Consider the following 14,177-nt stretch of genomic DNA (forward strand, 5'->3'; position numbering starts at 1 on the left):
GCAAACAATACAGAGGACTTGTCAATGTTACCTAAAATAAAAATAAATCATGTGATTGCCTCCGCTCTGATAGGCGTGTGTGTCATGCTGGGTGGAATTCAACAAGCGTATGCCGCAGAGTTTAATCTTCGAGCTGTTTCTAACGCCAATGAAAGTGATGAGGATTACGATGGCTTAATTGTCTTTAAGGATTATGTGGAGTCCCATTCAAATGGGAAAATTGGCGTGGATATTTACATGGGAACTCAGCTTTGTAGTAACGGTGTTGAGTGCCTTGAAGCGCTAGAGTCCGGATCGATCGATATCTATATCTCGACGTCTGGCGGCGCGGCATCTATGTTCCCATACATTCAAGTGTTGGATTTGCCTTATATCTTGCCAAATGACCGTGTGGCTGAAACCGTCTTTAGAACGGGCGATTTTACTCGAGCGCTGCGTCAGCAAATTTTAAAAGACTCTGGTAATTCGGTTCGTCTAATGACAATAGGGAATACAGGCGGCTGGCGTAATTTTGCGAATACCAAACATACGGTGAAAACACCTGCTGATTTAAAAGGCATGAAGATACGTACGATTGTTGCCGATCTACCACAGCAACTGGTTCGCGCTATGGGAGCAAGCCCAACACCGATTCCATGGGGCGATCTCTTTACTTCTTTGCAAACTGGTGTAGTGGATGGTTCCAAAAATGGCATTACCGATATAATGGGAATGAAATTTACCGATGCGGGTTTGAAATACCTAACGCTTGATGGGCATGCTTATATGTCGGCGCTTTGGTTCATGAACAATGATGTGTTTGAGAAAATGCCAAAAGACCTGCGTAAAGTCGTGGTGGATGGTTTTTATAATTTGCAGCAAGCGACCTTTGCCTCGCCAAAACGGAAATCCATTCAAGCTTATAAAGACTTTAAGAAAGCTGGTGGTGAAGTTTATGTCCCAACGCCTGCGGAAAAAGCTCAGTTTAAAGAAGCCGCTAAGCCTGTTTATGCCTGGTTTGAGAAGAACGTGAAAAACGGTGACAAGTGGTATAACTTGCTAAACAACGCCGCTATAAAAGCCGAGAAGCAGGTTAATGCGGATGATGCAAAAGATTTAAAATGAGACTTTCGCACGACTACTGTGCTTGCCAATACTTTGTTAAAAACAGGCTCAAAATGCTCATTTATAGCGATAAACTCCGCTTTCTCGTCTGTTTTTGCCGCGTCTTGGCGTCGCTCGTGACATCGTGCAAAGGTCTCAAAATAACCTTCCTTTGTTTCGTTCTCGTGGTGGGTCGTCTCGATATCACGAGAACCTTCAATCTCGTCATAAGTCGCCACTATGTACTATGTAGCCAAGGTAAATGGCTACATAGTATCCTACCTTTCCTAATATCGGCGGATAGGGCAAACTTAAGCCGATCTTGTTTAGTCTCCTGCGTGAATTCTTGATCTGCAGCGGTTTATTTTAGCGGTCGTCTCTAACGTCACTTTTGGTATATTGAACGCATAGAACATGGTTATTGTGTCCAAGTGGTTGTGGATGCCGTACGAGATACTCTTCATAAAATAACGGAATAAGAGGTTTGGCTGAATGAGGTTAAAGAATTGATGGAGTCGGTTTTAGAAGAAGCGATAGCACTGCGTCAGTCTGGTCAATATGACGACTCCAGAAGGCGGCTTAATACCTTGTTATACGATGAAGATTGGAAGGCAAAGGCGCATCTACAGATTGCTTGGTCTTATGACAATGAAGGTAGGGAGCATGAGGCCATTGTCCACTATGAATCGGCATTGTCTGGCTTGCTCTCAAAGCAAGAGCGTTTCGATGCACTGTTTGGGTTAGCGAGTACTCTTAGAGGTATTGGCTCTTATAAGGAGGCTCTTCACTACTTTGAGTTAACGCTTGCTGAGTATCCCAATGAGGTTGAAGTCAAACCTTTTTATGCTATGTGTTTGTATAACCTAGGTCGTCATAAAGAAGCCACTGCATTATTGCTTGAGTTGTTGATATCGACGACGAATCATGAGTCAATCAAAACCTATCAACAAGCCATAATGTTGTATGCAAAGGATTTAGATAAGGTGTGGTAAGGCGAATTAATGGCTCAATTATGATACTTTCTTTTCTCCCAACGTTGGTATTTTATCTCTAACTGAAAACGCCTCAGTCCTAGGAGTAAAGAGCGTATGTATATTCCGAAAAATATGGAAATGGTTGACGAAAAATCGATTTTTGATTTTATCAGTGAGTTTGGTTTTGCTTTGCTTGTTTCTTCCACATTAGATGCCACTCATCTTCCTCTTATTTATAAAGCCTCTCAACATTCAAAGGGATGTCTATATGGTCATTTTGCAAAAGCGAATGCTCAATGGGAAGCATTAGAGCAGCAGCGTGTTTTAGCTGTTTTCAGTGGCCCACACTCGTATATTTCGCCCACGTGGTATGCGACTCAGCCTGCGGTTCCCACATGGAATTATGCATCAGTTCACTGCTATGGAAGCGTGGAACTATTAAGTGATCGTGATACTGCCATATTCATGGATGAATTAGTCTCTAAATATGAGCCAGAACTTCATAATAACAATGAACTCATGCCATTGGCGTTTAAACAAACGTTATCTCAAGCGATTGTTGGTTTTAGGATCGTTATTGATGATATTCAAGCGAAGGACAAATTAGGTCAACACCGAAAACAGGATGATCAAATTGGTGTCTATCGTGCCCTTAGTGAAAGTACGCATGGTGATTCTCTTGCGTTAGCAAGCTATATGAATAAAAGACACTTAGGGACAGGGGAATAAAAGTATCTTGATCGCTATCCAAACCGCTAGACAAGTCATGAAGGTCTCATTGATCAACATTGAGTCGACATCACGACGTGTACTGGAGAACTTATTCCATTACTATGTGTATGATATGTCTGAATTCATGGGATGGGCGCCAAATGATCAGGGGCAGTTTCCATTCCGGTTGTCTCAGTTTGATGTTTACTGGCAAAGAGAAGATCATTTTCCATATTTTATCTATGTGGAGGGGGAATTAGCGGGTTTTGCCCTGGTACGCAAATATCCTGCTAATAGGTCTGTCTACGATATTGAGCAGTTCTTTGTGTTACGCAAATTTACAGGGCAGGGCGTTGGTAAGCAAGTTCTTGAACTGATTCTCAAATCCTATCCAGGGAAGTGGCAAATCCGTGTTTTAAAAGAAAATACTGGCGCGCTTCATTTTTGGAAGTCCGCGGTGTCTCGTATTGTTGGCAGTGACTATCGCCTCTTCGAAGATATCGATGTGGATTTGACGATGCATTTTATTCGCTTTCAAGTGTCGACCTAACCTAAATAGTCAAATAAGCTGTTTTGAATGATAAAATGCTGGGTAAATGTGTTTAAAAACCTAAATAATTTTATGGTAATCAAATTAAAATTTTATTTTTGAATGGAACTTACAATGAGTGAAGAAGATCAACAAGCTATATTGGAAGCACTAAAGATTGCTTTTACCTACATGCCACAAGCGATAGAAGTGAATAAGTATGAGTACGGTGATCGTTATCAGTTGGTACTTCAACATGTAGAAATGGTAAGGGAAACTTTGCTAATTAATGGTATCGATCCTGATGAAGTTGATGGCGAAGTAAATGGCGATATTGCCCCAAATTCAAGCTATTAAAGTTGGGGTGGCGTGTTTTATAAGTCTACAACCATTTTGGGCACAGCGTCTGATTACATTGAATATCGAATAGAAGGTTAATAAGCAAGTTTCGGCTGACGAGTTTATAAACTTACTTAAGCGCTCAACACTAGGGGAACGCAGACCGATTGAAAATATTAAATGTATGTTGGAAAAATAAATAGGATTGGATTTATTTATCTAATTTAAATTATAGTCTCTTAATATTCTGAATTATAGGAAGTAGCATGGGATATGATATTACATTTCATTCAATATCTAAGAATGAACTAAAACAGTTTTTCTTCGACATTATAATAGACCCTTCGTGTGCAGAAGCAAGAAGCAAATCTATTCCTGCATCGGAAGAAAAACAGAAGGCAATGTATGAACATCTCTACAAAGATAATCTAGTGCCATGGGGGGAGTTGGTAAGACAAGGAAAGGGAGAGACTATGGGTGATATTTCACCAAGTTTCTCAATGGCAGCAGCTGCAATATCTGGATATCTACACCCGTACCACTACTCAAGAAACTTTTCTCTTTCGCTCATCTCAGACAAATTTCCTGAGGTCAGAGGCTACTTCACCAGCTTAACTAATGTAGATGGTAGTCCACTGGTTGGTCTTTCCGATAGCGATAATGGTCTGATATCCTCAAATTACTGTAGTAGTGGAGTTTCCGATAAGCCGTCCAGCATCCTAGAATTTATCAAAAATAATGAAGAGTCGCTAATAACCGAATATGGTAGTGATGAAATATCAGCAATCAAATGTTGTCTTGATTACTGTATCAGTAATGATCTTTTGTTTATTGAAGCCGCAGAAATTGTATTTCCGCTAGGGGATGAGTGTTTTTCAGATATTGACAATCTGAGAGCATATTTTCTGAATCAATAGGGTTGGAGTCATGGATATTATCTAATTAAAAAATGGTCTTTTCATGAATCAATGAAACCGACTCGATTCATCCGAAAAGTGTTCCTGTCATTAATGAGATATGCATCTTAAGAAAATAGTATGTTTAACTTGGGGTCCTGTTGTTATGATTGCAAACAGTGGGGCTTCAATAAACCTTATGAGTGAATCAGAATAGATAACGTCAAAGCCATGATTTTGAGGCTAATTGGCTGATCGACAATGGCAAGTTCTGGGGAAGGTATGAAGTATTATCCGTCGCCAAGTGGTGCGCTTGCCATGGTGGCACCTGTTGGCTGTCAGCAAAAAATGGACTCTGACTTCCTAGCGATCTCTAGCTCAGATGGTAGTGTTTCTATTACTGACAATACGTTCAGCAAAAACGGCGGACATTTCGAAGCGTTTGCCGAGTATTGTTTCAGTTCAGTATAAGATTTATACATCCCTCAAAGTGACGTCTCTCCAATTAAATGCGATGTCTTGCGTGAATATGAAAGTACATGCCAGAATGAGGCTGGGCACTCTTGTTATTGCAGCAGTTCAGGTTGGACATGTCTTTGTTAGCATTGCTGCGATCACTAATTGCAAGGACTATAACGAAAACTAATTATTAAAGTTGGGGTAGCGTGTTTTATAAGTCTATAGATTCATTAGTTCATCTCAAAAATACTTCGTCATAAGACGATAAACAGATCCATTCACTTTGTTACCAAAGGCGATCCATCGATATTATGGCGAGAAAAATATTAAGTTTGAAAGGCAAAAGACAGGTAGATGTAGCTCCGATTGACGATGTGGTCGAGGATCAATTTCCTAATGATCCAGAGAAGCGTTTTTTCAATGGCGTTGTTGTTCATCCTTCTCCTTGTCTTCATTTAGCGTCTGGTTCTAAGCAGCGCACTGTGCGAGCGATGGATTTGATTACGCCAATTGGTATGGGGCAGCGCGGGTTGATTGTCGCGCCGCCGGGATCCGGCAAAACGACGATGTTAAAACACATCTGTCAGGCGGTGGCAGCAGCTTACCCTGAGATCAAGCTGTATGCCTTGCTAATTGATGAGCGTCCTGAAGAAGTAACGGATTTTAAACGCAGTGTGTCGGCAGAAGTGCATGCGTCGTCTTCGGACGAAAACTACACCCAGCATGTTCGTGTGGCGGATAAGCTGCTTGAAACGGCTCGCAAACAAGCTGGCGAAGGCAAGGATTTGATGATAGTTATCGACTCGCTGACAAGGCTCTCTCGCATACACAACGCAGAGCAGCGAGGTAATGGCCGAACCATGTCGGGCGGGCTGGATAGTCGAGCGTTGGAAATACCGCGTAAACTGTTTGGCGCGGCAAGAAAGATTGAAAATGGTGGGTCGTTGACCATTTTAGCTACCGTGCTGGTGGAAACGGGAAGCCGCATGGATCAGGTGATTTTCGAAGAGTTTAAAGGTACGGGGAATATGGAGATCGTATTATCCCGTGAAGTGGCGAATCAACGGGTTTTCCCTGCAATCGATATTGCTAAAAGCAGTACCCGTCGTGAAGAGCTGCTGATTGATGCTAAAGATATTGAAAAGGTGCGAACCTTGCGACGTGCACTGACTCATCTTACGCCATTAGAAGGCGCTCAGAAGTTAGTGGCCTTATTGGAAAAGTACCCAACCAACGCCGAACTCTTGGATGCATTCTGACGTCCATGAATCCTAGTGGTGTTATCATTTCTAGATTACTAGCCTCATCCTGAGTAATGCTATTAAGAGCTAGGGCTATTGCTGATTAGGGAAACCTTTTTATCGATATCCTTAGTTTCTTGTTTTGAATGCTTGGTTTGAGCTAGCCCCTCAATTTCTTGCTTTGATGCCGCTGTTTTAGCTGGTTTTGTGTTGCCAACAAACTTACCGCCAGCTTCGATGCTTAAGTTGTCACTGTAAATGGTGCCCACGACATCACCACTGCTTAAAATTTCCACGTAATTCGCGTAGCAGGTGCCTTCAAAATGACCATTGATAATCAGGCGTTCTGTGGTAATTTCTCCTGATACCTTGCCAGATGCACTGATTTTAATTTGATTAATGACCTCTATTTGGCCTTCAACATGCCCATCAATCTGTAGTCGGTTGGCTACTTGAATGTTGCCGTTGATTGTGCAACCTTCTGCGATGAGAGTTGTAGCTGCTGACTGACTCTTAACTCTATTTTGCCCACCAAAGATTCCCATCCCACACCTCTTGTACTGTTAAAAATGCTATCAAAATTATCGACGTTCCAAGCCAAAAATGGTTTGGGATTTAATGATCGTCCGACAAATCGTATTTCATAATGAAGGTGTGGCCCAGAAGAAAGGCCACTGCTTCCTGAATAACCAATTAAATCGCCTTTGCTCACGAAATCCCCTCTTTTCACCGCGAATTTACTTAAGTGAGAATAAGAGCTTGAAAAACCGTAAGAGTGCTGCAAACGAAGAAAATTACCAGACCCTTTATTTCCTGGTCGTATTACTTCGACAGTTCCATCCGCAGGGGCATAAATCGGCGTGCCTGTATTCACAGCAAAATCTTGTCCACGATGAAAGGTTATTTTCCCTGTGATCGGATGGACGCGTTTTCCGTAGCCTGAAGAAATTCTAGCATTTTTTACGGGAGGCCCGCTGGGTATTTGTGTCAGCATTGCCACCCGTATTGATGAGGTGATGGCAGCGGTATCCAAACGAGATTCTAGTCCAGCTTTGCTGTCACTATCCATGCCCAGCGTTTTTTCTAGATCATCTAGCCGGTCTGTAACCAACTGCATTTTTTCTTCTCGTTCCGATAATTCCTGTTCTAAGTTTGTTTTTAATGTTGTTAGCGAGGTGACTTCTTTATTGAGATAGGAGGACTTATCCTCTAATTCGCGCAGCTTAAGTTTAGAAAATTCTGCATCGTTAATTAAATAGTAGATGACGCCAGCCGTGAAGAGAATGCCAATAAAAATCAAGTAGCTCATGAGCTTGAAGGTGTGACGGCTTCTTTTACCGAAGCTGAAATGCTTGGTTCCATGAATTGAAGAAATGGATATCGTAATATTGTCTTTCATCGTCTTATGTATTGGCCAACATCAAAATATAGTATTGTGAGAGATAACATAATAACTGCCTTTGTTCGGCTTTCTAAGCGAAAATTTCAATAATATCGGTTAGGCCAGACACTTAGAGTAAGCGCGGTAAATTAATGTCTGTCAGGTTATAGAAAAGAAGTGCTTATAACTGATGTTATTGAATCACTCTGTCAGCTTCGCCCAAGAGCATGACTTTTAGCCCATCATTTGAATAGTCGTTAACAGACTCAGGCATAAATACATTACCTTGAAAGCGGATCAGGTCATGGAACCTGAGGATCGAGTATTGCCTAATGCTTAGGATTCGAGTAAAAAGAGTCAGGTTGTGATAAAAAATAAACGTAAATCATGCCTAAATTTTGGGAATATCCCTTAGCAAGAGAGAAAAAGCACTGCGATATTAACAGGGACGTCGCCAATTCTGAAAAAGCAAATTCCCTATAGATAACGCGGCCGTTCAACAGACGGTTATAGCCATGGCTTCGCCACTGTATAACCGCTTAGTAGTTAAATTTCTTGGCATCTTTCCGCGTATCCCTCACGGTAAGTGCAGTGCCATTTCAAGGGAAGTGAATGGAGAAACGATATGTCTACTACTGGGGAAAAACCAGGAAAAGGTGCATATACATGTGATAACTGTGGGCAGGTGGTTGTCTTAGATGACAATTCAGACACCTTGCCGCCATGTCCTAAATGCCAAGAAACTGAGTACACGCCATAGGAGGAAATACAATGACTGGTAAATCTACACATGTTGTTTCAAACCCTGATGGTGGTTGGGACATTAAGCAAAGTGGTGGCCAACGTTCGTCCGGTCATTTTGATAAGAAGCAGGATGCTGTCGACCGAGCAAGGGAAATTAGCCAAAATCAAAATACCGAACTAGTTATTCATAATAAAGATGGAAAAATTGGCGGAAAGGATAGCCATGGTAACGATCCTTTTCCTCCCAAAGGATAACTAAAATTTAACAATTCAATGCAGCCGACCGCTATCGCGTCGGCTGCATTGAGGCGTTATACGTTAAGGCGGAAATACGGCACGGTGGATTAAGGGGAGTCTGCATGGCTAGCGAGCTAGGGAAAATATCAATATATCTAGCAAAAGAGGGGAAGACCTTTGCTGACGTTATAGATGAAGCCAAGCTACCAAATGAGAGCGACTCTTTTAAAATCAGAGATTTTGAAGTCGATGGGTATCCGGTCAGGTTTTTCTGCAAACACGCCACCACTGTCAAACCAGAAAATCCTCCTTGGTTAGATTTCGTAAATGACAAAATGAATGAAGATGACCGAAAAATATACTTTGATTCATATTCAAAGCGACCGAGTGGACTATTGCTAATCAATATCGAAGCCAGAGTATTGGCTGCTTCTTTTGGAATAGGAGGAGGCACCCTTCTAAGGAAGTTTCAATTTCTTGATGATTTCGGCATTAAGGCCGCAATGAACATGTGTGGTAATAAAGAATTAAGACAAACCAAAAGCAGCACGCACGCCATAACTACGCAAAATATTGATCGGCAACTTAGCAAGCCGTCCGACTCATTTTCTTTTGGTTTAAATGAAGCCGAATTTCTGCAATATATATCAGCACACCTTCCGGACAATAGCAAAGTGACACTGCAGGGAAAAGACACTTTAACTCTTAAGATAATAGGTGATGAAAAGCTGTCCTGGGATAAACTTATTGAGTATGGAAAGATCTTTATAGAGGAATATGGAAGCGATAAATATAAGGAGCTTTTCCCGAATTATCCGAATCTTCAGAATATAGAAAAAGAAAAATCAGAGGAGCTTGATTTAAAGCTCGTTGAAAAAATTATAGATGAAGAGTACGACCGAATTCATTTATCTATTCCGGAGTTTATCGCTGACGATGAATTTAGCTTTTCCTACACAAACTACAATAAAAAAGAAAACAAAATTTACTCCCACATAGACGTTTCTCAACTAAAGACCAATAACGTACTGGATTTCAATGCTCTCACACCAGACGATACCAAGAAAAAGTATATTTATGCGTATTCCCATGAGCAAGACCAAATTCTTGGTTATAAAAAATGGGAGTTATACCGTTGCATGGTCGCGGAGATTGAGTGTGAAGGAGAATATTTTGTATTGTCAAATGGTGTTTGGAGAAAAGTTGATGATGAATTCTACAAACTGATTACTAACTTTGTAGATGACGTCATCGAAGAAGAGGATATTTCTGAACAATTTAAGAATATCTGCATTGCAGATCTTGAACGAAGCCAAAACAGAGAGGAAGTTTTTAATAAAAGATACTGTGAAATGAATGGCAACGCCATTCTATTTGATCAGGCGAAGTTGCGCATAGGTCAAGGATCTAAAGATAAAGAGTTTTGTGATTTTTTTGAGTATAAGGGAAATGACCCAGCGTGGATTATTCATGTAAAAAAGCATGGTGGTGCGGATGCGATAAACTACCTATTTTCCCAGGCACGGTTCTATTGTGAATTTTTTCTAGGGGACGAAGTTTTTCTGAAAGAAATACGAGATCACATTAGTAATTCCGGGAACGGTAATACGGATGCTGTTCTTCAGTATGTGAAAGAAGATCAGTCTGAGGTTATTGGAAAAGATTATTCAGTTAAAATGTGGCTTTTGTTCGATAACAAAAAGCCGGCCCCAAAAAAGGCCGATTTGCCTCTGATGGCAAAATATGATTTGAAACTGACTTATGAGCGACTAAGGAATGTTTTGAAATACAACGATATAAAGCTGAGTATGGTCCCGGTTGAGGTCATTAACTTTACAATATCAAAAAAGAAAAGCGGTGATAAATGAATGGTTATAAGGTGATGGTAGGATTCATTCACTGCATACAGAAAGTCACGTATAACAATCGCAGTCACAGCGACGGCTTTTCCATTGCGGCTTCGCCTTCATTCCAAAGCCGCGCATGCTGCGGGCGCTAAACCAAGACACACATCTACAACCTGCCAGTCTCTATCCCTCATAACTTTCTAGCGGCTTTGACGACTGCTGCATTAATAGCCGGTATGAGAGTTAAGTGATTGAGGCTACTCTGTTGTTAATGTGCTAAGAAATTATTTTGAAAGTCTGTTGAGGGTAAAGGTTTGCTAAGGTAATAACCTTGCATTTCATCGCATGCTAACTCTTTCAGCATGGTAAGTTGCTCTTGAGTTTCGACGCCTTCGGCAATGGTTTTTATGCCAAGTTGTTGAGCAAGGCTGATGATGGCACTGATAATTGCGTAGTCATTTGTATCTGTTGTCATGTCCCGAATGAAGGATTGATCTATTTTTAGCTTATAAATAGGGAACTGTTGTAGATAGTTTAAAGATGAATAGCCTGTGCCAAAGTCATCTATTGAGGTGCGTACTCCTATCTGTTGAAACGCTTTCATCATCTCAATGGCTTTTTGCGGATCGGCCATTGCACCTCGTTCAGTCAATTCCATTTCAAGTAGCGTAGCCGGTACTTGAAACTCGTCTAGTCGATGTTTGATGATTTCCGGCAGGTTTTGGACTTGAAACTGGATAGGTGAGAGGTTTACAGCCAGTCTTACTGGCGTTATTCCTTGTTCTTGCCAGTTTTTCAGTTGGTTAATCGTTTCGCGTAACACCCACTCACCAATCATTAAAATCTGACCAGTATCTTCCGCAATGGGAATAAACTCGGCTGGAGAGACGGTGCCTAGTTCCTTGCTATGCCATCTTAGCAGCACTTCAGCGGCGATGACTTGGCCTGTTTTTAGGTCCATTTGAGGCTGAAAAAACAAGCTGAGTTCTTGCTTTTCTATCACGTCGTGGAGTGCGTTTTCAAGCAGCAATACTCTTTCTGAGTGGCTTTGCATTTCCGCCGTGAAAAACGTTAATCGATTACGACCTTCTTTTTTGGCGCTGTACATGGCGGTATCTGCGCGTTTATACAAGGTGTCAAAATCTCGGCCATCGCGGGGAAATAAACTAATGCCAATAGAGGGTGTGATAACAAATTGATGTTGTTCTATCTGGTAGCGATGTGAAAGCACTTGGCTAATTTCGGTCGCTTTTTCTTTTGCCTGCTCTTCGGTTACATAGGGCAAAAGTATAATGAACTCATCGCCGCCTTGACGAGTAACGAAGCCGGATTCTTTTATCAGTGAGGTCATTCTTTCACCCACGGACATTAGTAGCTTGTCGCCTATGTTGTGTCCCATGGTGTCGTTGATATTTTTAAAGCGATCAAGGTCTACAAATATTAAAGCCAAGCCCGTTTTTTTGAGTTCGCTGCATTGGATGAGTGTATTAAAGCTCTTATACAAAGAGGAGCGATTTGGTAATCCAGTGAGAGAGTCGTGGCTGGCGAGCCACTCGACTTGTTCTTGCGCTTTTTTAAGGGCATCAATATCAATGCGGATACCCAGTAGTCGAGTTGGCACATCGTTTTCATCGAATTCCGTTACGGTACAGCGGACGGCAATCCATCGATATTCGCCATTAGCATGGCGAATTCGTGCTTGATAATTATATTGGTTTAATTGGGACTTGCCTTCGAGAAGAGCTCGAATAGTGTCAAAAACAAGCGGCCGGTCATCGGGATGAACTTTTTCGATTTCAGCTTGGCGGTTTCCTAACCCTTCTATAGGAGGATAGCCAAGCATAGAAAAGTAAGAGGGGTTTGCGAACCACTTATCGTTTCGTACGTCCCATTCCCAGACACCAATACTGGTGGCTTTTAATGCCTCATTCATGCGCAGCTCTGATTCAATTAGTGCATTTTCTCGTTCTTTGTAAGAGGTGATCAGGTAGGCTGAGCAAGCGACAGTATTGTCATCAAGAAGATGCTTTTTTACTAGGTAGCAAACAGGGGCTCCATTTTCTTGAATTAACCATTCCTCTCTTTCTCCAATAGGAGAGTCTAACAATACGGCAAGCCGCGTTCTTGCTGCGTCTGATAATGGAAGCTCAGAAGCGCTTCCTAGCACTTTTTCTTGTGGCGTATTAAGTAATTCCGCAAGCGCTTTGTTGGCATATAAGATATGGCCTTGTTGGGTTGTAAGCCACATAAGATGGGCGTTATTAGCGTCGAGAAGAGAGATAAATTGTTGATAAGTGGGCTGATATGTATCAAGGGGATGTGTCAGCTTGCGTTTGTTTAAAAACAATTGAATAGCGCGCCATGTGAGCACGATCAGGAGCAATCCTGTTATTACAAACCAAGGGGTTTTATCCACATTAGACCTTCAAATGTGTTCAGATGTTATTGCCTTCCTTGGCGACAAGGTAAAAATCAGTACCGCTAAAAATAACACTAGCACAATACTAAGCGATTTACTGACGTTCAACTGTAACGCTATATAAAGCGAATGTTGTATTTTGTAATGGTCACAACTAAAATTGCTTTATCCTTTTGTTGGTAACCCCAGAGAAAACATGCCGGATGGGCTACCTTTTGAATTATCAGATTACCTTGAATGGGTTGATATGACTGGGCGAATCATCCGAGAAGATAAACGTGGCGCTATAGATGGCTCTCTGTTGCCGATTCTTCAACGACTCAATATATCCTCAGAAAATTGGCTTTGTATCGCCACAGAATTTGGCGCAAGAACTGGTGCTGTTGTTGGTGCCGAACAATCTATTGTGCATTATTGTGATTCAAACAAACTAAATAGAAAACCAAGATCCGGTTATAACCGACTACTCGCTTAGCTTCATTCCTGCATTCATAGTCTTTCTTTATATACTAATCATGTATTAGTAAATTTACTCGCCCAAACATCCAATAACCAGCCTTTTTAGCAGTTAGTTATCCCTTAACGAAACGATAAAAGATGAATTCCATATAAATTCTTTCTGTGAAGAAGATAGTTTTGTATGATGTAGCTAGGTATTTAATATGGTGTCTCACAAAAAGTCCATTTTTCGAGGCAGATAAACAGTGTATAAAAAGCTCAACAAGGCAAGCTAAAATCGTAGCACTTCGTGCTACTGGACTCGCGCAAGCGCTCGCCTTTGCTTGCGGCGTTAGGCATAAGGAGAAATAAGTGCCAGATATCATTTTCCAAAGAGAGTACAAGAAATCACCTTCGTTAAAACAAGATTTACTGAACTTGTTAGGTTGGCTTATTGCGTTAAGCTTGTTTATTTACGTCGGTGCAACAAAAGGGTTTCAGTCGCCATTTAATTTTGAGTTCTTTTCGGAAAGAATGGCTCCAATATATTCATTATTTGGAACTATTTGTTTAGCTTACGAGTTTTTCACTGCCATTAGAAATGAGAGCAATAAAAACAGATTAAACCAACAATTGATTAAAGCCATGGAACATCGAGAATCTGTGGCCTTGGCTTTCGTAATTGAAAGTGAGAAAGAAAAGCGAATAAAAGAGCTAAATGAGGAAATCAGCAGCTATAAAGCAGACCTCGAACATGAAATGCAGTTTGTTCGTCGCAAATATTATATTGGTTGGCTTGGTATAGCGCTAACAGTTTTGTCTACTTTCTTGCAACTACCGTATGCCTAACAAGCACATTAAATTCGCTCTCTTTCGGTC

At 41.2% G+C, this 14,177-nt stretch carries 16 protein-coding genes; 13 read left to right on the top strand and 3 right to left on the bottom strand.

The annotated features are described in order from the left end of the window. The first annotated feature begins 24 nt into the window (after nucleotides 1-24). From dctP to rho, 8 genes are all read left to right on the top strand, one after another. The gene (gene dctP, locus JHD45_RS14335; RefSeq protein ID WP_199477197.1) at nucleotides 25-1,104 is read left to right on the top strand and encodes a TRAP transporter substrate-binding protein DctP; all 1,080 of its coding nucleotides are present in this window, start codon (nucleotides 25-27) and stop codon (nucleotides 1,102-1,104) included. A 488-nt stretch (nucleotides 1,105-1,592) separates the two neighbouring features. Beyond that, nucleotides 1,593-2,075 carry a tetratricopeptide repeat protein gene (locus JHD45_RS14340; RefSeq protein WP_199477273.1) on the top strand — a complete coding sequence of 161 codons (483 nt, stop codon included), beginning with the start codon at nucleotides 1,593-1,595 and terminating at the stop codon, nucleotides 2,073-2,075. Nucleotides 2,076-2,171: 96 nt separating this feature from the next. Next, entirely contained in the window at nucleotides 2,172-2,786 is a 615-nt protein-coding gene (locus JHD45_RS14345) for an FMN-binding negative transcriptional regulator (RefSeq protein ID WP_199477198.1), read from the top strand. Nucleotides 2,787-2,793: 7 nt separating this feature from the next. Then, the gene (locus JHD45_RS14350) at nucleotides 2,794-3,318 is read left to right on the top strand and encodes a GNAT family N-acetyltransferase (RefSeq protein WP_199477199.1); all 525 of its coding nucleotides are present in this window, start codon (nucleotides 2,794-2,796) and stop codon (nucleotides 3,316-3,318) included. Nucleotides 3,319-3,432: 114 nt separating this feature from the next. After that, nucleotides 3,433-3,654 (top strand): hypothetical protein, encoded by a 222-nt coding sequence (locus JHD45_RS14355; RefSeq protein ID WP_199477200.1) that lies wholly within the window; start codon nucleotides 3,433-3,435, stop codon nucleotides 3,652-3,654. 248 nt (nucleotides 3,655-3,902) lie between these two features. Beyond that, a complete protein-coding gene (locus JHD45_RS14360) occupies nucleotides 3,903-4,553 on the top strand; it encodes a hypothetical protein (RefSeq protein ID WP_067020790.1) in 651 nt (216 codons plus the stop codon). A 261-nt stretch (nucleotides 4,554-4,814) separates the two neighbouring features. After that, a complete protein-coding gene (locus JHD45_RS14365) occupies nucleotides 4,815-5,003 on the top strand; it encodes a hypothetical protein (protein WP_199477201.1) in 189 nt (62 codons plus the stop codon). A gap of 299 nt (nucleotides 5,004-5,302) precedes the next feature. Then, the gene (gene rho, locus JHD45_RS14370) at nucleotides 5,303-6,250 is read left to right on the top strand and encodes a transcription termination factor Rho (protein ID WP_199477202.1); all 948 of its coding nucleotides are present in this window, start codon (nucleotides 5,303-5,305) and stop codon (nucleotides 6,248-6,250) included. Nucleotides 6,251-6,312: 62 nt separating this feature from the next. Here the strand turns inward: rho and JHD45_RS14375 are convergent, their stop codons facing one another. After that, nucleotides 6,313-6,777, bottom strand: a complete 465-nt coding sequence (locus tag JHD45_RS14375; protein ID WP_199477203.1) for a bactofilin family protein — start codon at nucleotides 6,775-6,777, stop codon at nucleotides 6,313-6,315. Further along, nucleotides 6,681-7,631, bottom strand: a complete 951-nt coding sequence (locus tag JHD45_RS14380) for a M23 family metallopeptidase (protein ID WP_199477204.1) — start codon at nucleotides 7,629-7,631, stop codon at nucleotides 6,681-6,683. The genes JHD45_RS14375 and JHD45_RS14380 overlap by 97 nt, the downstream gene beginning before the upstream one ends. A gap of 607 nt (nucleotides 7,632-8,238) precedes the next feature. Here JHD45_RS14380 and JHD45_RS22625 point away from each other — a divergent pair. From JHD45_RS22625 to JHD45_RS14395, 3 genes are all read left to right on the top strand, one after another. Then, on the top strand, nucleotides 8,239-8,373 hold the full coding sequence (locus JHD45_RS22625; protein WP_082038639.1) for a zinc ribbon-containing protein: 135 nt from the start codon (nucleotides 8,239-8,241) through the stop codon (nucleotides 8,371-8,373). Between the two features lie 11 nt (nucleotides 8,374-8,384). Beyond that, a complete protein-coding gene (locus tag JHD45_RS14390; RefSeq protein WP_199477205.1) occupies nucleotides 8,385-8,612 on the top strand; it encodes a DUF2188 domain-containing protein in 228 nt (75 codons plus the stop codon). Nucleotides 8,613-8,716: 104 nt separating this feature from the next. Beyond that, nucleotides 8,717-10,462: a DUF6119 family protein gene (locus tag JHD45_RS14395; protein WP_199477206.1), complete on the top strand. Its 1,746-nt coding sequence runs from the start codon at nucleotides 8,717-8,719 to the stop codon at nucleotides 10,460-10,462. 247 nt (nucleotides 10,463-10,709) lie between these two features. On the opposite strand, the gene JHD45_RS14400 is transcribed toward JHD45_RS14395, so the two are convergent. Beyond that, complete coding sequence (locus JHD45_RS14400; RefSeq protein ID WP_325097302.1) at nucleotides 10,710-12,857, bottom strand: EAL domain-containing protein; 2,148 nt, start codon at nucleotides 12,855-12,857, stop codon at nucleotides 10,710-10,712. Between the two features lie 199 nt (nucleotides 12,858-13,056). Here JHD45_RS14400 and JHD45_RS14405 point away from each other — a divergent pair, with 199 nt between their 5' ends. Both JHD45_RS14405 and JHD45_RS14410 read left to right on the top strand, forming a co-directional pair. After that, nucleotides 13,057-13,335, top strand: coding sequence for a hypothetical protein (locus tag JHD45_RS14405; RefSeq protein WP_199477208.1), 279 nt, complete (start codon nucleotides 13,057-13,059; stop codon nucleotides 13,333-13,335). 335 nt (nucleotides 13,336-13,670) lie between these two features. Beyond that, entirely contained in the window at nucleotides 13,671-14,147 is a 477-nt protein-coding gene (locus tag JHD45_RS14410; protein WP_199477209.1) for a hypothetical protein, read from the top strand. Nucleotides 14,148-14,177: the final 30 nt, after the last annotated feature.

It is taken from the genome of Marinomonas spartinae, assembly GCF_016461715.1.
Taxonomy (GTDB): domain Bacteria; phylum Pseudomonadota; class Gammaproteobacteria; order Pseudomonadales; family Marinomonadaceae; genus Marinomonas; species Marinomonas spartinae_A.

Excerpts from the sequence above, each read along its gene's own strand:
- dctP (WP_199477197.1), top strand. The coding sequence starts at position 25 with ATGTTACCTAAAATAAAAATAAATCATGTGATTGCCTCCGCTCTGATA.
- JHD45_RS14340 (WP_199477273.1), top strand. The coding sequence starts at position 1,593 with ATGGAGTCGGTTTTAGAAGAAGCGATAGCACTGCGTCAGTCTGGTCAA.
- JHD45_RS14345 (WP_199477198.1), top strand. The coding sequence starts at position 2,172 with ATGTATATTCCGAAAAATATGGAAATGGTTGACGAAAAATCGATTTTT.
- JHD45_RS14355 (WP_199477200.1), top strand. The coding sequence starts at position 3,433 with ATGAGTGAAGAAGATCAACAAGCTATATTGGAAGCACTAAAGATTGCT.
- JHD45_RS14360 (WP_067020790.1), top strand. The coding sequence starts at position 3,903 with ATGGGATATGATATTACATTTCATTCAATATCTAAGAATGAACTAAAA.
- JHD45_RS14365 (WP_199477201.1), top strand. The coding sequence starts at position 4,815 with ATGAAGTATTATCCGTCGCCAAGTGGTGCGCTTGCCATGGTGGCACCT.
- rho (WP_199477202.1), top strand. The coding sequence starts at position 5,303 with ATGGCGAGAAAAATATTAAGTTTGAAAGGCAAAAGACAGGTAGATGTA.
- JHD45_RS14375 (WP_199477203.1), bottom strand. The coding sequence starts at position 6,777 with ATGGGAATCTTTGGTGGGCAAAATAGAGTTAAGAGTCAGTCAGCAGCT.
- JHD45_RS14380 (WP_199477204.1), bottom strand. The coding sequence starts at position 7,631 with ATGAAAGACAATATTACGATATCCATTTCTTCAATTCATGGAACCAAG.
- JHD45_RS22625 (WP_082038639.1), top strand. The coding sequence starts at position 8,239 with ATGTCTACTACTGGGGAAAAACCAGGAAAAGGTGCATATACATGTGAT.
- JHD45_RS14390 (WP_199477205.1), top strand. The coding sequence starts at position 8,385 with ATGACTGGTAAATCTACACATGTTGTTTCAAACCCTGATGGTGGTTGG.
- JHD45_RS14395 (WP_199477206.1), top strand. The coding sequence starts at position 8,717 with ATGGCTAGCGAGCTAGGGAAAATATCAATATATCTAGCAAAAGAGGGG.
- JHD45_RS14405 (WP_199477208.1), top strand. The coding sequence starts at position 13,057 with ATGCCGGATGGGCTACCTTTTGAATTATCAGATTACCTTGAATGGGTT.